The sequence below is a fragment of the Streptomyces sp. CA-210063 genome (assembly GCF_024612015.1).
Taxonomy (GTDB): Bacteria; Actinomycetota; Actinomycetes; order Streptomycetales; family Streptomycetaceae; genus Streptomyces.
This window is the reverse complement of sequence record NZ_CP102512.1, coordinates 3,419,079-3,436,677: the sequence shown is the minus strand read 5'-3', so window position 1 is coordinate 3,436,677 and position 17,599 is coordinate 3,419,079. Positions and strand designations below refer to the sequence as shown.

Here is a 17,599-nt window from a genome sequence, read left to right as displayed (position 1 = left end):
TCACCGCCCGCACGATGGTGGCATGCCCGGTGGGCACACAGGGGCATCAGGGTGCAATGCGGGGGCGCACAGTCTGCCCGAAGACCGCCCCCGGAGCGAGGGACGCACGCGTCGGCCACCACGTCCCATTGTCGGTGGGGTGGGGCAGGATGGGGCGGATGAGCGAGGAGAGCTTTCCGGCGGACGCCCTGCCGGAGTACGCGGAGCGGGTCCTCGATGTCACCGACCTGATCCCGCCCGGTCGGGTCATGACATACGGGGACGTCGCCGAATGGCTGGGGGAGGGCGGCCCACGCCAGGTGGGCCGGGTGATGGCCCTCTACGGAGGCGCGGTTCCGTGGTGGCGGGTGGTCCGCTCCGACGGTGTCCTGCTGCCCGGCCATGAACTGAGAGCCCTGGACCACTACCGCGCGGAGGGCACGCCTCTGCGCGAGGCGAGCCGTGCCACCGGGGGCCATGCGCCGCGCGTCGACATGAGACGGGCGCGCTGGGACGGCGGCGTACGCGCGGAAGGTCACACCTGACAGCTTCCGGCATCCGGCGGACCTCGGTGCGACCCCTGGTCCGTACGGGGGAAGCGGGGCACGTCGGCGGTATGCCGTACGTTCGTGGGGCGAGGGACGCAGGTGCCATGCGAGTCGGGAGGGAAGAAGGGGAAGCCCTGCTTCCGCACCATCCGTCGGCGTAGCGTCGGCTGCACGCGTCCCTCTCACCCCGCCGCCACCGCCCTCGACGAGCGGCGGGCTTCCCACCCGTTTCCCGACCACCACCCTTCGACGGCGGCGCACCGCGTCGGCAGTGACATCTCGCACACCCACCAGGACCGGCGAACCACGTGAGCTCCTCTTCCTCCACCAGGCACCTGTCGCACACCCAGGTGCGACAGGGGAGCCGTGGCGCTTACCGACTGGTGCGTACCCCGCCGGCCCGGACGGACCCCCCTCGTCTGGACGCCGAGCAGCGCGGCGTGGTTGACCACGAGACCGGTCCTCTGCTCGTTCTCGCAGGTCCCGGTACCGGTAAGACGACCACACTCGTCGAGTCCGTGGCGGCCCGCGTAGCCCGCGGAGCGGACCCCTCGCGCGTCCTGGTCCTGACCTTCAGCCGCAAGGCGGCGGTGGAACTGCGTGACCGGATGGCCCTGCGCATGGGCGCCGCGCGCGCCCCGCAGGCCACCACCTTCCACTCGTTCTGCTACGCCCTGGTCCGCGCCCATCAGGACAGCGACCTGTTCGTCGAACCCCTGCGCCTGCTGTCCGGCCCCGAACAGGACGTGGCGGTCCGTGAACTGCTCGCGGGCCAGCCCGATCTGGAGCACCTGGGCCTCGCGCATGTGCGCTGGCCGGACGAACTGCGCGCCTGCCTCACCACGCGCGGGTTCGCCGACGAGGTCCGCGCGGTCCTCGCCCGCAGCCGCGAACTGGGCCTGGCCCCCGAGGACCTGCGGGCCTTCGCCGCGCGCATCGGCCGCCCGGACTGGCTCGCGGCCTCCGCCTTCCTCGCCGAGTACCTCGACGTCCTCGACCTGCAAGGAGTGCTCGACTACGCCGAACTCGTCCACCGCGCGGTGCTCCTCGCCGGCCGCCCCGGCGTCGCAGAGCGCCTGGCCGCGCAGTACGACGCGGTCTACGTCGACGAGTACCAGGACACCGACCCGGCGCAGGTGCGGCTGCTGAGAGCCCTCGCCGGCGGTGGCCGCACTCTGGTCGCCTTCGGCGACCCCGACCAGTCGATCTACACCTTCCGGGGCGCCGACGTGAACGGCATCCTGGAGTTCCCGGCCGCCTTCCCGCGCGCGGACGGCCGCCAGGCCCCGGTCGCCGTCCTCAGGACCTCCCGCCGCTCGGGAGCGGGCCTGCTCACCGCCACCCGTCTGCTCACCCAGCGCATGCCGCTCACCCGTCTCCCGGCGGAGAAGGTACGGGCCCACCGCGAGCTCAGGCCCGTACGGGACGGGGGCCGCGTCGAGGTCTACACGTACCCGACGTCCGGCACCGAACTGGACAACATCGCGGACGTCCTGCGCCGGGCCCACCTGGAGGACGGCGTCCCCTGGAGCGAGATGGCCGTCCTGGTGCGCGCCGGCGCCCGCACGATCCCCTCGATGCGGCGCGCCCTCACCGCCGCGGGCGTACCCCTGGAGATCGACGGCGACGACCTGCCCCTGCGCCACGAACCGGCCGTACAGCCACTGCTGACGGCGCTGCGGGCGGTGGCGCGGGCGGAGCTGGGGGACGCGACACCCGTGACCTCGGCGGAAGCAGCGGGTTCCGTGGAAGCCGGGGGACCCGAAGGGCCTACTGACGCAGCGGATCCGCAGCCCTCCTGGCTCGACACCGAGACCGCGCTCACTCTCCTCGCCTCCCCCCTCGCCGGCATGGACACCGCCGATTTGCGGCGCCTCGGCCGCGCGCTGCGCGAGGAGGAGCGGGCCGGCGGCAACCCCGTACCGCCGCCCTCGGACGAGCTGCTGGCCCGCGCGCTGGCGGAGCCGGAGCGGCTGGTGGCGCACGATCCGGCGTACGCGCGGGGCGCGCAACGCCTCGGCGCGCTGCTGAGGAAGGCCCGTGAGCGCCTCGCGGGCGGCGGTACGGCCGAGGAGGCGCTGTGGGAGCTGTGGGACGGCACTCCGTGGCCACGCCGCCTGGAGCGGGCCGCGCGGCGAGGTGGCGCGGCCGGACGCAACGCGGACCGTGACCTCGACGCCGTGTGCGCGCTGTTCGCCACGGCAGCCCGCGCGGAGGAACGCACCGGTGGCCTGGGCGCCCTCAACTTCCTGGCGGAGATCGAGGCCGAGGACATCGCCGCCGACACGCTCACCGGACGGTCCGTACGCCCCGACGCCGTGCGCCTGATGACCGCGCACCGCTCCAAGGGCCTCCAGTGGCGCCTGGTCGTCGTCGCCGGCGTCCAGGAGGGCCTGTGGCCGGACCTGCGCCGCCGCGGCTCGCTTCTGGAGGCCGACCGCATCGGCCGCGACGGTCTCGCCGAACCGCTCACCCCGGGCGCGCTGCTGGCGGAGGAACGACGACTGTTCTACGTGGGCACCACGCGCGCGCGTGAGCGCCTCGTCGTCACCGCGGTGAAGGCCCCCGCGGACGACGGCGACCAGCCCTCCCGCTTCCTGGCCGAACTCGGGGTCGAACCCAAGGACGTCACCGGCCGCCCCCGCCGCCCGTTGTCCGTGGCCGCTCTCGTCGCCGAACTGCGGGCCACGACGGTGGACCCGCGCGTGTCGGACGCCCTCCGCGAGGCCGCCGCCCTGCGCCTGGCGCGACTGGCCGCGCTGAGCGACGAGGACGGCCGCCCCCTCGTGCCGTCGGCGCACCCGTACCGCTGGTGGGGCATGTTCGAGCCCACCGAGAGCAAGGTCCCGCTCAGGAACCGTGACCAGCCCGTCGTGCTGTCCGGCAGCGCCCTCGACCAGCTCGCCAACACCTGCGCCCTGCAGTGGTTCCTGGGCCGCGAGGTGAAGGCCGACGCGCCCGCGACCGCCGCCCAGGGCTTCGGCAACGTCGTGCACGTCCTCGCCGACGAGGTCGCCTCCGGACGCACCCCCGCCGACCTCGACGTCCTCATGGAGCGCCTCGACTCCGTGTGGAACGCGCTCGCCTTCGACGCGCCCTGGAAGTCGGAGCAGGAGAAGCAGCACGCGCGCGTGGCGCTCGAACGCTTCCTGAAGTGGCATGTCATGGACCGCACGGGGCGCACCCCGGTGGCCAGCGAGCACGACTTCGACGTCACCCTCGAAGCGGGCGACTACGAGGTGCGCATCCGCGGTTCCATGGACCGCGTCGAGGCCGACACCGAGGGCCGCGCATACGTCGTCGACTTCAAGACGGGCAAGCAGCCCGTGAGTTCCGCCGAGGTGACCCGCCACCCCCAGCTCGCCGTGTACCAGCTCGCGGTCCGCGAGGGGGCCGTCGACGAGTCGTTCGGCGGCACACGCCCAGAAGCGGGCGGCGCCGAACTGGTTCAACTGCGGCAGGGCGCCCCCAAGAAGAACGGCGGCGAGGCCCTTCCCAAGGTGCAGGCGCAGGACCCCCTTGATGGTGCGGCAGGCGAGTGGGTCGGCGACCTCCTGGCCACGGCCGCGGGCAAGGTCCTGGACGAACGTTTCTCCCCGACCACGGGACAGCACTGCACACACTGCTCATTCCGGGCGTCGTGCAGTGCCCGCCCGGAAGGCCGTCACGTGGTCGAGTGACGCCGGGGGCGGACCTGGTCCCCGTCAGGAGTGACCGACAGCACCGCACGTGCTGACCAGCGCTTCTCCCTGCACGGAGGGCGATCCGGCATCCGCTGTCAGTGGCCGGCGCTAGCCTCTTTGGGGTGTCCGCCCGTATCAGTGATCCCGAGCAGCTCAAGGAGCTCCTCGGCATCCCGTTCACCCCGGAGCAGACGGCGTGCATCATCGCGCCGCCCGCCCCGCAGGTGATCGTGGCCGGAGCCGGGTCGGGCAAGACCACGGTGATGGCCGCGCGCGTGGTGTGGCTGGTCGGCACCGGACAGGTCGCCCCCGAACAGGTGCTCGGACTGACGTTCACCAACAAGGCGGCGGGCGAACTCGCCGAGCGCGTACGCAAAGCCCTGGTCAGAGCGGGGATCACCGACCCGGACGTGATCGACCCGGACAACCCGCCGGGTGAGCCGGTCATCTCCACGTACCACGCCTTCGCGGGCCGCCTCCTGACCGACCACGGCCTGCGCATCGGCCTGGAACCCACCTCCCGGCTCCTCGCCGACGCCACCCGCTACCAACTCGCCGCGCGCGTCCTGAGCGAGTCCACGGGCCCGTATCCGGCGCTCACCCGCTCCTTCCCCGACCTGGTCAGCGATCTGCTCTCCCTCGACTCCGAACTCGCCGAGCACCTCGTCCGCCCCGAGGACCTGCGCGCGTACGACGCCGAACTGCTGCGCGAACTGGAGAGTGCGAAGCTCACCAACGCGGACCTTCGCAAGATCCCCGAGGCGGCCGCCGCCCGACGGGAACTCACCGAACTGGTGGGGCGCTACCGGGCGGCCAAGCGCGAGCGAGACCTTCTCGACTTCGGCGACCAGATCGCCCTGTCCGCCGGCCTCGCCCAGCTCCCCGAGGTGGGGCGCATCCTGCGGGACGAGTTCCGGGTGGTCCTGCTCGACGAGTACCAGGACACCTCGGTCGCCCAACGCGTCCTGCTGGCGGGCCTGTTCGGCGGCGGCACCGGCCACCCCGTGACCGCGGTCGGAGATCCCTGCCAGGCCATCTACGGCTGGCGCGGAGCCTCCGTCGCCAACCTCGACGACTTCCCCGAGCACTTCGCCCACCCCGACGGCCGCCCCGCGACCCGCCAGGCGCTCAGTGAGAACCGCCGCAGCGGCGGACGCCTCCTCGACCTCGCCAACGGCCTCGCGGAGCCCCTGCGGGCCATGCACGCGGGCGTGGAGGCCCTTCGGCCCGCCCCCGGCGCCGAACGCGACGGCATGGTCCGTTGCGCCCTGCTGCCCACCCACGCCGAGGAACTCGGCTGGATCGCCGACTCGATCGCCCACCTCGTGCGCACCGGCAAGGAACCCGGCGAGATCGCGGTCCTGTGCCGCACGGCCACCGACTTCGCCGAGATCCAGGGCGCGCTCGTCGCCCGCGACATCCCCGTCGAGGTCGTCGGCCTCTCCGGACTCCTCCACCTGCCCGAGGTCGCCGATCTCGTCGCCGTCTGCGAGGTCCTCCAGGACCCCGGCGCCAATGCCTCCCTCGTCCGCCTCCTCACCGGCCCGCGCTGGCGGATCGGCCCCCGCGACCTCGCCCTCCTGGGCCGCCGCGCCAGGCTGCTCGTGTCCCACGCGCGCGTGGACGGCGACGACGACCCGGACCGCCGGCTCGCCGCAGCCGTCGAGGGCGTCGACCCGTCCGAGGTGATCTCGCTGGCGGACGCGCTGGACACGTTCCTGGAGCTGCCGCTCGAAGCCGAGGGCGTGGACGACGGGCTGCCGTTCTCACCGGACGCGCGCGTACGGTTCGCCCGACTCGCCGCCGAACTGCGCGACCTGCGCCGCTCGCTCGCCGACCCGCTCATGGACGTCCTCCACCGGGTGCTCGCCGTCACCGGCCTGGAGGTGGAACTCTCCGCGTCCCCGCACGCGCTCGCCGCCCGCCGCCGCGAGACCCTGTCCAACTTCCTGGACATCGCGGCCTCCTTCGCCGCCAACAGCGCCGGCGAGGCCGGCCTGCTCGCCTTCCTCGGATTCCTGCGTACGGCCGCCCAGTACGAGAAGGGCCTCGACAACGCCCTGCCGGGCGGTGAGAACACCGTCAAGGTGCTCACCGCCCACAAGTCCAAGGGCCTGGAGTGGGACGTCGTCGCCGTCCCCGGCCTGGTCACCGGTACCTTTCCGAGCACCCAGGGCCGAGAGAAGTGGACCGCCCAGGGCAAGGTCCTGCCGCACCGACTGCGCGGCGACGCCGACACCCTCCCCGACGTCGATGCCTGGGACTCACGGGGCCTGAAGGCCTTCCACGAGGCCATGAAGGACCACCAGCACACCGAGGAACTCCGCCTCGGCTACGTCACGTTCACCCGCCCCCGCTCGCTGCTCCTCGGCTCCGGCCACTGGTGGGGCCCCTCCCAGAAGCGCCCACGCGGACCGTCCGACTTCCTGCTCGATCTGTACGCGCACTGTGCCGCCGGATACGGCGAGATCGAGGCGTGGGCCGACGAACCCGAGGAGGACGCCGAGAACCCCGCCCTCCACGAAGCAGCCGCCGACCGCGCCTGGCCCCTGCCGCTCGACGACATGGCCCTGACACGGCGCCGCGCGGCCGCCGAGACCGTACTGGCCCACCTGGAGAGGGCCACCTCCCACGAGGACACGCACCCGGGCGCCGCCCACGCCCCGGACCCCCACTCCTACGACGACCCGGACTGGCCACCCCCGCCGGACGACGAAGAAGACCTCTACGAGGACGACGATTTCCCTGACGAGGCCTTCTACGAGGAGGACGGCTTCCCTGCGGATGTCGCCGAGGACTTCGACGAGGGGCACGACTGGGACTCCTGGTCGCCGGACCGCCCCGCACAGGCCCCCCACGCGCGCGTGCCCCACCCCGGACAGGACGAGCGGACGCCGGTCGTGCCGCACGCCCGCAGGCCCCCCGCCGCATCGTCCGGACTCACCCCGGAGGACGCCCGCACCATCGCCTCCTGGGACCGCGACCTGGACGCCCTCACCGGAGAGCTCCTGCGTGCCCGCGCGAAGGTCACCGACGTACCCCTGCCGGCGTCGCTGACCGCCTCGCAGCTGATGCGCCTGGCCGCCGATCCGGACGGCTTCGCACAGGAACTCGCGCGCCCCATGCCACGCCCGCCCCAGCCCGCGGCGCGTCGCGGCACCCGGTTCCACGCCTGGGTCGAAGCCCGCTTCGAAGAGCTGCGGCTGCCCATGCTGGAACCCGAGGAACTGCCCGGCAGCGAGGCCGAGATCGCCGACGAGCTGGACCTGGAGGCCCTCAAGGACGCCTTCGAACGCACGCCGTACGCCCACCGCACGCCGTACCGCGTCGAGGCACCCTTCCAGCTCGGCATCGCCGGACGTGTCGTACGCGGCCGTATCGACGCCGTCTACCGCGAGAGCGACGGCGACGGGACGACGACGTACGAGATCATCGACTGGAAGACCACCCGCACCCGCACCGCCGACCCGCTCCAGCTCGCGCTCTACCGGCTCGCCTGGGCCGAGCAGCAGGGCGTGCCCCTGGAGTCCGTCGGGGCGGCCTTCCTGTACGTCCGTACCGGGGACCTCGTACGCCCCGGGGATCTCCCCGACCGAGAAGCGCTGGAGCGGCTCCTCCTGGAGGAGCCCGGCGCCGACGCCCGATCGGATGCGAACACAGAGGGCCCGGAGTCGTCGGCGGACGGGCCGGGGGTGTTCACGGACGAACCGCCGGACGAGCATGTCGGTGCGGGCCGATAGGCTCGTGAGCATGAGCCAGCCCGTTGACAGCGACGTCAGCGTCGTCCGTACGTACATCGAGAACCACCGCGCCGCCTTCCTGGACGACCTCGTGGAATGGCTGCGCATCCCATCGGTGTCGGCCCAGCCCGAGCACGCGACGGACGTACGACGCGGCGCCGACTGGCTGGCCGCCAAACTCAAGGAGACCGGCTTCCCCACCGCGGAGATATGGGAGACGCCCGGTGCCCCCGCGGTCTTCGCGGAATGGCCCTCCGCGGACCCCGACGCCCCCACGGTCCTGGTCTACGGGCACCACGACGTGCAGCCCGCGGCGCGGGCCGACGGCTGGGACACCGAGCCGTTCGAGCCGGTGATCCGCGGCAACCGCCTCCACGCGCGCGGGGCGGCCGACGACAAGGGCCAGGTGTTCTTCCACACACTCGGCGTCCGCGCCCACCTCGCCACCACCGGCCGCACCGCCCCCGCCGTCCACCTGAAGATGCTGATCGAGGGCGAGGAGGAGTCCGGCTCCCCGCACTTCCGCGCCCTCGTCGAGGAGCACGCCGAGCGGCTCGCCGCCGACGTGGTGGTCGTCTCCGACACCGGTATGTGGGCCGAGGACACCCCCACCGTGTGCACCGGCATGCGCGGCCTCGCCGAGTGCGAGATCCACTTGCACGGGCCCGACCAGGACATCCACTCCGGCTCCTTCGGCGGCGCCGTACCGAACCCGGCCACCGAGGTCGCCCGCCTCGTCGCCGCCCTGCACGACGAGCACGCGCGCGTGGCGATCCCCGGCTTCTACGACGGCATCGTCGAACTCACCGACCACGAGCGCGCACTCTTCGCCGAACTGCCCTTCGACGAGCAGCGGTGGCTGTCCACGGCCAAGTCGACGGCGACGTACGGAGAAGCCGGACACACCACCCTTGAGCGCCTCTGGGCCCGCCCGACCGCCGAGGTCAACGGCATCGGCAGCGGCTACCAGGGTGCGGGCAGCAAGACGATCATCCCGTCCTCGGCCATGGTGAAGCTCTCCTTCCGCCTGGTCGCCGGTCAGGACCCGGACCACATCCAGAAGGCCGTCACCGCCTGGGCCGCCGAGCGGATCCCCGCCGGGATCCGCTACGAGATCACGTTCAGTGGGTCGACCCGCCCCTGCCTGACCCCCCTGGACCACCCGGCCCTGCGGTCGGTCGTACGGGCCATGGGCCGCGCCTTCCAGCAGCCGATCCGCTACACGCGCGAGGGCGGCTCCGGCCCCGCCGCCGACCTCCAGGAAGTCCTCGACGCGCCCGTGCTCTTCCTGGGCATCTCCGTCCCCTCCGACGGCTGGCACGGCCCCAACGAGAAGGTCGAGATCGACCTGCTCCTCAAGGGCGTCGAGACCAGTGCGTACCTCTGGGGCGAACTGGCCCAAAGCTCCCGCGAGGCACACTGAAGAAGGCCTCGCACGCCCCAGCGCATCCGCCCGCCGCACGCCCCGCCGAACCGCCCGCCCAATCAACCGTTTCACCGGGGGAGTTGGAAGCACCCGTGACCACCTGGACCGACCACACCGCCGACCGACCCATCGCGCTCACCGCCCCGAGCGGCATCGACCGGGCCGCCCACCACCGGCTCGACGAGGCCTGGCTCGCGGCGGCGTGGAGCCACCCCACGACCCGCTGCTTCGTGGTCTCCGGCGGCCAGGTCCTCATCGACGAGACCCCGGACGGCACCACCGAACTCGTCATGATCCCCTCCTTCGAGGCGCCCCTCACCGAGGCGCACCGCTACTTCCTGGGCACCGACGCCGAGGGTGTGAGCTACTTCGCACTCCAGAAGGACACGCTTCCCGGCCGCATGGACCAGTCCGCGCGCCCGGCCGGACTGCGCGAGGCGGGCATGCTGCTGTCACCGCGCGACACCGGCCTCATGGTGCACGCGGTCGGCCTGGAGAACTGGCAGCGCACCCACCGCTTCTGCTCCCGTTGCGGCGAGCGCACGGTCATCGCGGCGGCCGGGCACATCCGCCGCTGCCAGGCCTGCGGCGCCGAGCACTACCCGCGCACGGACCCTGCGGTGATCATGGCCGTCACGGACGACGAGGACCGCATCCTGCTCGGCCGCCAGGTCCACTGGCCCGAGGGCCGTTTCTCCACCCTGGCGGGCTTCGTGGAGCCCGGCGAGTCCATCGAACAGTCAGTGCGGCGCGAGGTCCACGAGGAAGTCGGTGTCACCGTCGGCCAGGTCGAGTACATCGCCAGCCAGCCGTGGCCCTTCCCCTCCAGCCTCATGCTGGGCTTCATGGCCCGTGCGACCTCGACCGCCGTGGACGTCGACGGCGACGAGATACACGAGGCCCGCTGGTTCTCCCGGGAAGAGCTGCGGGCCGCGTTCGAGTCCGGGGAGGTCCTGCCTCCCTACGGCATCTCGATCGCGGCCCGACTGATCGAACTCTGGTACGGAAAGCCCCTGCCGACGCGAGGTCACACCGGCTAGCACTCCTCCGCCGTTACGCGCCGATCTTCTGCTTGACCTGCGCCAGCGAGGGGTTCGTGAGCGTCGAACCGTCCGGGAAGAGGACGGTGGGAACCGTCTGGTTCCCGCCGTTCGCCTTCTCCACGAACGCGGCGGACTCCGGGTCATGCTCGATGTTGATCTCGTTGTACGTGATGCCCTCGCGGTCCATCTGGCTCTTCAGCCGACGGCAGTAGCCGCACCACGTGGTGCTGTACATCGTCACAGTGCCCGCCATGTTCCTGGCGCTCCTTCACGGTCCGGGGGATGCGTGGTCGCAGTGAGGGGAACGTACGCGACAGGCCCGCCATTCCCGTGGGCGGGTGGGGTCCACCACCGCGGCCGGGGCGCCCGCCGCACCGGAATGCGGGCGCGCCTGCCGCATTAGTACGACTGCGAGTGCCTGCCTGTGGACAACCGGCTCAGCCGTCTCCGGCGACCTGGCAGCATGGCCATGTGACACCAGCAACGCACTCCACCCTCTTCCCGCACGTCCCCGACTCGGCCGACGCGGTGCTCGAAGGGCTCGACCCCGAGCAGCGCGCGGTGGCGACCGCCCTGCACGGTCCGGTGTGCGTGCTGGCGGGCGCCGGCACGGGCAAGACCCGGGCGATCACCCACCGCATCGCCTATGGAGTGCGCGCCGGGATCCTTCAGCCCGCCAGTGTGCTGGCCGTCACCTTCACCAACCGCGCCGCCGGCGAGATGCGCGGACGCCTCCGCCAGCTCGGCGCCGCCGGAGTCCAGGCCCGGACGTTCCACTCGGCAGCGCTGCGCCAACTCCAGTACTTCTGGCCGAAGGCCGTCGGCGGCGGCATGCCACGCATCGTCGACCGCAAGATCCAACTCGTCGCGGACGCGGCCGCCGCCTGCCGCATCCGTCTCGATCGCAACGAACTACGGGACGCCACCGCCGAGATCGAGTGGTCCAAGGTCACCCGGACGGTCCCCGCGGACTACGCCGCCGCAACCGCCAAGCACGGCCGCGAGGCCCCCCGTGACCCGGCCGAGATCGCCCAGATCTACTCCATGTACGAGGACCTCAAACGCGAGCGCGCCGTCATCGACTTCGAGGATGTCCTCCTGCTCACGGTCGGCATCCTCCAGGACCGGCACGACATCGCCGAGCAGGTCCGCTCGCAGTACCAGCACTTCGTGGTCGACGAGTACCAGGACGTCAGCCCCCTCCAGCAGCGCCTCCTGGAACTGTGGCTCGGCGACCGGGACGACCTGTGCGTCGTGGGCGACGCCAGCCAGACGATCTATTCGTTCACCGGCGCAACTCCCGACCATCTGCTCGACTTCCGTCACCGCCATCCCGGGGCCACCGTCGTCAAGCTCGTCCGCGACTACCGTTCCACCCCGCAGGTCGTCCACCTCGCCAATGGCCTGCTCTCCCAGGCCCGCGGCCGTGCCGCCGACCATCGCCTCGAACTGATCTCCCAGCGCCCGCCGGGCCCCGAGCCCCGCTACACGGAGTACACGGACGAGCCGGCCGAGGCCGAGGGCGCCGCCCGCCGCATCCGCGACCTCATCGCCTCCGGAGTCCCCGCGAGCGAGATCGCCATCCTGTTCCGTACGAACTCCCAGTCCGAGACCTACGAGCAGGCCCTCGCGGACGCCGGAGTGCCCTACCAACTGCGCGGCGCGGAACGATTCTTCGACCGTCCCGAGGTACGCAAGGCGGGGGCCTCACTGCGAGCCGCCGCCCGCTTCGGCGGCAACGACACCCTCCTCGAAGACGCCGTCGACCTTCCCTCACAGGTACGGGCCGTGCTGTCCGGCGAGGGCTGGACCGGTGCACCGCCGGCGGGCTCCGGCGCGGTCAGGGAGCGCTGGGAGTCACTGGCGGCCCTGGTGAACCTCGCGCAGGACTTCACCGCCGCCAAGCAGGACGCCACACTCGGCGACCTGGTGGCGGAACTCGATGAACGGGCGAACGCCCAGCACGCCCCGACCGTCCAGGGCGTCACCCTCGCCTCCCTGCACTCCGCGAAGGGCCTGGAGTGGGACGTCGTCTTCCTGGTCGGTGTCGCCGAGGGCATGATGCCGATCACCTACGCGAGAACGGACGAGCAGATCGAGGAGGAGCGGCGTCTCCTGTACGTGGGCGTCACCCGCGCGCGGGAACAACTCTCCGTCTCCTGGGCCCTGTCCCGATCACCCGGCAGCCGCCCCAACCGTCGCCCCAGCCGCTTCCTGAACGGCCTGCGCCCCGGATCCACCGCCACGGCCGGCCGGACCGGAGCGGGCGGCCCCGGAGGCGTCGAACTGGGCTCGGCGGGCGGCCGACCGCGCGGCGTCGCAGGCGGCACCGAGACCGTCCCGCGCCGCACCAGCCGTACCCCGGCCCGCTGTCGGGTCTGCGGCCGCACCCTGCGGGACGCCGGTGACATGAAGCTGATGCGCTGCGAGGACTGCCCCTCCGACATGGACGAGGGCCTCTACGAGCGATTGCGCGAGTGGCGCGCGATCCAGGCGCGGCGCAGCGGCCAGCCGGACTTCTGCATCTTCACCGATCGGACGCTGATGGCCATCGCGGAAGCGGGGCCGAGTACTCCGGTTGAACTCGGTCGCATCCCCGGTGTCCGCGCCCGTAAGCTGCAGCGCTACGGCGCTGATGTTCTCGACATCTGCGCAGGTCGGGAGCCTGGGGATGGCGACGAGAGCGGCTGATACGAACTCGTCGAAAAAATAGTTTGCGCATGCCCCAGCAATCCCCATAGGTTCTTAGGCACGAGAGCAGCGGCCTTCTCGAAGGCCCTGGTTTCGTGGTGTACTTCATATCCGTCGGATTGGTTCGCGCCGGTCCCCGTAGACGCCGAGAGGAGGCGAGTCCAGTGATCAGCATCAACACCAGCTTCATCAGCACGGTCAAAATGACCGATCGCTCGGCCGTCTCCACGTGCATGCTCGGCGTCTCGAACTTGGGTACCGGTCTGTCCGCCATCAGTGGCGGCCGTCCGGCGTCCTCCGTGTCTCTGGCGGGTCTTCCCGTCCGCGAGCGCAATGAGCGACCGACCAAGGCACTGGAAGCAGCAGTAGCGGCACAGGCGCATGCCTATGCCTTTGCGGCGGCCGGTGCCGGATTCCGGAAGCAGACGACGCAGCACCACCTGATGTGGGCCTTCCGTGGGCCTGAACCCTGGAGTGATCCAGCCTGATCCGATCAGGCCGGCGCCTTCAGGGCCGCGGAACCCCATCCGGGATCCGCGGCCCTTCTGTTTGTCCCCGACCGGGGACTGCGGAGCGAAGGGGCCTCGGGACAAGAAAAGAACCCGGTACCAGCCGCCACCGGCCAACAGGCCGGAACGACCAGACGAGGAAGACGAACCGTGCAACTCGAAGCGCACGCCCCGTCCGTACCGCCTTCCGAAACGATCCCCCCGCCCGGCCTCACGGAGGACTCCACCTTGACCCCGCTCACCGCGCTCACCGCGCTCGACGACGCCATCGAGAACCTCGGCGTACCCGTCCCCTGCCGCTCCTACGACCCGGAGGTCTTCTTCGCCGAGTCGCCGGCCGATGTCGAGTACGCCAAGTCCCTCTGCCGTACCTGCCCGCTGGTCGAGGCCTGCCTCGCCGGCGCCAAGGAGCGGCGTGAGCCCTGGGGCGTCTGGGGTGGCGAGCTGTTCGTCCAGGGTGTCGTCGTTGCCCGCAAGCGGCCTCGTGGTCGCCCGCGCAAGAACCCGGTCACGGCATGAACATCACCGGAACGATCGACCGCCCCCTCACGCACGATCCCAAGAAGCAGGCCCCGATGAAGCCGTCCACGAGCGAGCCCGCCGGCTCCGTGACTCCAGACTTCACCACCACAGGCGCGAACGCCTCGCGTCAGAACAGGACCCGAGAAATGCATCTCATGCCAGAAGCCCTGGCCCGTGCGCATATGCACGAGCGCCTGCACCAGGCCGAGCAGGAACGCCGGGCCATGCGCCTGGCGGTCGCCCGCCGGATGCAGCGCCGGGCCGAGCGCGCCTCCCTGCGCGCCCGCCGTGCGCTCGCCATGGCGGTCATGCAGTAGCCGCCACGCGGCATCCGACATGAACCAGCCTGGACAGGCACATCAGAACCACCCGTAGCAGTGGCTCCCCGCGGGGGCCGGTCCGAACGGATCGGCCCCCGCGGTGCGTTGTGACCATGGATCCGTCGGCCGCGGCGATATCGTCGCCGAGTGACGAGTCTTCCCGGGGACAGCGACAACAGCGGCCCCGCCGCGGAACCCCAGACCCTCATGTGCGCCCACTGCGGGACCGCCGCCGCAGCTCCTCAGCCCCTGTGGAGCTGTTCCGTGGAGAACGGCGGACGGCGCTACTTCTGCGGGAACTGCGCCAGGGAGAACCTGCGAGCGATCGAGAGCCGACTGGACTCGGCCCGGTGGTGAGCCCTGAACGGATACCGCTGCCGCGCTGCTGATGGCCAGCGCACGGCCGCGGCCGTCCGGGCGCTCAAGCCTCCGCGGCTGTCTCGCCCTCCTCCTCTTCCACTATGAACCCCGGCAGCCACTCCTCCAGTTCGTCGCGCATGCGGACCGTCGCGCCGAGTTGGCACAGGACGCCGATGGTGCTCAGGGTCACCCGGTGGATGAGGAAGTAGGACGGGGGCAGGTTCAGCTGCTTGCCCAACTGGTGGGCGGGGGAACGGGGATCGGCTATGCGGGCGGCCTGGCTGCGCATCCAGCCGCGGGCGAAGGCGAACTCGTCCGCCCGGGCCGGTTCGATGATGGGCAGCAGATAGTCGAGCACCGCGTCAGGGTCCAGGTCTATCGACTCCTTCACAAAGCCTTCCGCGCAGAGCATCTCGTAGACCGCCTCGGCCTCACCCTCGATGGTCAGCCGCAGGGCCTCACCGATCGGGGCCGGCAGGCCGCCCGGCAGACGGTCCACCGTGCCGAAGTCGAGGACGCCGAGTCGCCAGCCGCGCTTCTCGTCCGGCAGGAGGCGGAAGTTGCCCGGATGCGGGTCTGCGTGCAGGAGGCCGGTGCGGGCCGGACCCGAGAAGAGGAAGCGGGTCAGCAGCTGGCCGGCCCGGTCGCGCTGCTCCTGAGAGCCGTCGGTGATCACCTCCGAGAGGGGGGTGCCATCCATCCACTCGGTCACCAGCACCTGCTCGCACTGGTGCACCACGGCCGGGACCACGACGTCCGGGTCGTCCGCGAACTCCTCCGCGTGCGCCTGCTGGGCCTGGGCCTCCAAGCCGTAGTCGAGCTCTTCGGAGACGCGGTCCCGCAGCTCCGCGATGAGCGGCTTGATGTCCATCCCCGGGATCAGGGGGCCCAGGAGACGGGCGAACCGGCTGAGTTGGCCGAGATCGGAGAGGAGGGCCTCGCCCGCGCCCGGGTACTGCACCTTGACGGCGACCGCACGGCCGTCGTGCCACACGGCACGGTGCACCTGGCCGATCGAGGCCGCGGCGGCCGGCTTGTCGTCGAACTCCAGGAACAGCTCCTGCCAGTCCTGTCCGATGCGCTCCTCCAACACGGAGTGCACCGTGCGGGTCGGCATCGGGGGCGCCGCGTCCTGGAGCTTCGTCAGCGCCGCGCGGTAGGGACCCGCGACCTCCTCGGGGAGCGCTGACTCGAAGACGGACAGGGCCTGCCCGAACTTCATCGCGCCGCCCTTCAGCTCGCCCAGGACCTTGAACAACTGCTCCGCCGTGCGCTGCTGGAGTTCGCGGCCCACGAGATCCGCCGACTCACCGACGATTCGCTTGCCGAGTCCCCAGGTGGCCCGGCCTGCGATGCCGAGCGGAAGCGCGGCGAGCTTGGCGGTCCGGGTGACCGCCTTCCGGGGAAGATCAGACATGCGCCCTCCAAGTCCCAGCAGGCCGTGCCGCGTGTGCCTTGCGGGACAACCTCGTTGACCGCTGATGCACCGCCATTGTCTCCCGCGCCTCCCCGTCCTTTGCGGTGTGTTCCCCGTTACGTTTCCCGACGGCACTCTGCTCAGTGGCTGAGCAGGGACATTCGGGGTGCGGCCACACCGGGCGCGGGTGCCAGTCGAACCCCGGCACGGAGACCTCCCAGCGTGCGCCGGCACTGGACGGCATCCCGCCGTCGAGGAAGGCGAGCGCATGCCCGGCGGCCAGTCCGGCGACGGTCGTGGCCAGGGCCAGATCGCAGGCCTCGACCTGGCGCGGGCGACCGGACCGCCACTGCGCGACCAGCCGCGGCCACGCTTCGTCGCGGTCGGTACGGCTCTGGTCGAGGCAGCCCGCACAGCCCGTCTCACCGGGCAGGACCAGGGGGCCGACCACTCCTGTCCCCTCCACCACACCCGCATAGAGATGGGGTGTGCCCGAGGCCATGAGCGGCTCGGCGGCCGCAGGCTTGGGGGCGTGGACGTCGACACCGTCGCGTGGGGCGAGGACCACCAGCGAGAAGCCGGGCTCCTCACGGAGGCGGTTCGTCGACACGTCCTCGGACGGGTCCGGCGGCTGCGGTCCGCGGCGGCGCCGGGGCGGGCGATCGGGTGCCGCGTGCCGAGCCGCTCGGCGCGCTGCCGCATCCCTGCGCTCGCCGATCGACTCGGCCGGCAGACCACCCGGCGTCACGTCCCACGGCTCGACCTTGCCGACATCGCGCACATCGACTTCGCCGACGCCGGCTCCCGACAGCAGGGAGGCGAGCACCGCCCCTACCCGCCCGGCGCCGCGCACCTGCACCCTCAGTGACCGGCGGGCGGCCAGACGCTTCATTGCCTCGCCCGGCTCGGGCACGACCAGGGAGAGCGTGGCGGCGTCGGGGCGCAACCGGTCCAGAACCTCGGGTTTGCCGCGCAGGTCGTCCGCGGCCGGGCCGCCGCCCGTCGCGTCGTCCAGCAGCCCGGACCGGGCCAGCCGGTCCACCAGCCCGTCCACATGACCGTCCGGCAGGCCCATGCGCCGTCCCTCGTCGCGCAGGAGCGGCAGCCCGCGTGTGCCGTCGAGCAAGGCGAGGAAGCTGCCTGTCGCCGTGTCCATCGGGCCCAGCACCATGGCGTGCGCCGGCGCCAGACCGAACTGCACGGTGTTGAGATCCCGCCAGCCGCGCCGGAGCGCGGGCTTCACCATCGGATGCATGATCGGCCCCCGTAGCCAGAAGTAAGGTCCCCGTGTGCCGACGGTGCGAGTGTCTGGTCCGCCGACGAGTGCCAGCATGCACGGACCGCGACGAAGCGTGTCGAGA

The 17,599-nt window shown here is 71.8% G+C and carries 13 protein-coding genes; 10 read left to right on the top strand and 3 right to left on the bottom strand.

Annotated elements, in window-relative coordinates:
- The first annotated feature begins 158 nt into the window (after positions 1-158).
- The 5 genes from JIX56_RS14680 to nudC all read left to right on the top strand — a co-directional run bounded on the left by JIX56_RS14680 (position 159) and on the right by nudC (position 10,416).
- Positions 159-524 carry an MGMT family protein gene (locus tag JIX56_RS14680; RefSeq protein ID WP_306819851.1) on the top strand — a complete coding sequence of 122 codons (366 nt, stop codon included), beginning with the start codon at positions 159-161 and terminating at the stop codon, positions 522-524.
- A gap of 311 nt (positions 525-835) precedes the next feature.
- Complete coding sequence (locus tag JIX56_RS14675; RefSeq protein WP_257540870.1) at positions 836-4,207, top strand: ATP-dependent helicase; 3,372 nt, start codon at positions 836-838, stop codon at positions 4,205-4,207.
- Between the two features lie 125 nt (positions 4,208-4,332).
- Positions 4,333-7,950 (top strand): ATP-dependent DNA helicase, encoded by a 3,618-nt coding sequence (locus tag JIX56_RS14670; protein ID WP_257540868.1) that lies wholly within the window; start codon positions 4,333-4,335, stop codon positions 7,948-7,950.
- Positions 7,951-7,960: 10 nt separating this feature from the next.
- Positions 7,961-9,373 carry a dipeptidase gene (locus JIX56_RS14665; protein ID WP_257540866.1) on the top strand — a complete coding sequence of 471 codons (1,413 nt, stop codon included), beginning with the start codon at positions 7,961-7,963 and terminating at the stop codon, positions 9,371-9,373.
- Between the two features lie 95 nt (positions 9,374-9,468).
- Entirely contained in the window at positions 9,469-10,416 is a 948-nt protein-coding gene (gene nudC, locus JIX56_RS14660) for an NAD(+) diphosphatase (protein WP_257540864.1), read from the top strand.
- A 13-nt stretch (positions 10,417-10,429) separates the two neighbouring features.
- Here nudC and JIX56_RS14655 read toward each other — a convergent pair whose 3' ends face one another.
- A complete protein-coding gene (locus JIX56_RS14655; RefSeq protein WP_257540862.1) occupies positions 10,430-10,672 on the bottom strand; it encodes a mycoredoxin in 243 nt (80 codons plus the stop codon).
- Between the two features lie 218 nt (positions 10,673-10,890).
- Here JIX56_RS14655 and JIX56_RS14650 point away from each other — a divergent pair, with 218 nt between their 5' ends.
- The 5 genes from JIX56_RS14650 to JIX56_RS14630 all read left to right on the top strand — a co-directional run bounded on the left by JIX56_RS14650 (position 10,891) and on the right by JIX56_RS14630 (position 14,818).
- Positions 10,891-13,110, top strand: coding sequence for an ATP-dependent DNA helicase UvrD2 (locus JIX56_RS14650; RefSeq protein ID WP_257540860.1), 2,220 nt, complete (start codon positions 10,891-10,893; stop codon positions 13,108-13,110).
- A 164-nt stretch (positions 13,111-13,274) separates the two neighbouring features.
- Positions 13,275-13,598: a hypothetical protein gene (locus tag JIX56_RS14645; protein WP_257540858.1), complete on the top strand. Its 324-nt coding sequence runs from the start codon at positions 13,275-13,277 to the stop codon at positions 13,596-13,598.
- Between the two features lie 171 nt (positions 13,599-13,769).
- Positions 13,770-14,138, top strand: coding sequence for a WhiB family transcriptional regulator (locus JIX56_RS14640; RefSeq protein WP_030038270.1), 369 nt, complete (start codon positions 13,770-13,772; stop codon positions 14,136-14,138).
- Positions 14,135-14,458 carry a hypothetical protein gene (locus tag JIX56_RS14635; protein WP_257540856.1) on the top strand — a complete coding sequence of 108 codons (324 nt, stop codon included), beginning with the start codon at positions 14,135-14,137 and terminating at the stop codon, positions 14,456-14,458. The genes JIX56_RS14640 and JIX56_RS14635 overlap by 4 nt, the downstream gene beginning before the upstream one ends.
- Positions 14,459-14,608: 150 nt before the next feature.
- A complete protein-coding gene (locus JIX56_RS14630) occupies positions 14,609-14,818 on the top strand; it encodes a hypothetical protein (protein WP_257540854.1) in 210 nt (69 codons plus the stop codon).
- Between the two features lie 64 nt (positions 14,819-14,882).
- Here the strand turns inward: JIX56_RS14630 and JIX56_RS14625 are convergent, their stop codons facing one another.
- Positions 14,883-16,238, bottom strand: coding sequence for an ABC1 kinase family protein (locus JIX56_RS14625; protein ID WP_257540852.1), 1,356 nt, complete (start codon positions 16,236-16,238; stop codon positions 14,883-14,885).
- Positions 16,231-17,493: a TOMM precursor leader peptide-binding protein gene (locus tag JIX56_RS14620; protein ID WP_257540850.1), complete on the bottom strand. Its 1,263-nt coding sequence runs from the start codon at positions 17,491-17,493 to the stop codon at positions 16,231-16,233. Before JIX56_RS14620 ends, JIX56_RS14625 begins: the two co-directional genes overlap by 8 nt.
- Between the last annotated feature and the right edge of the window lie 106 nt (positions 17,494-17,599).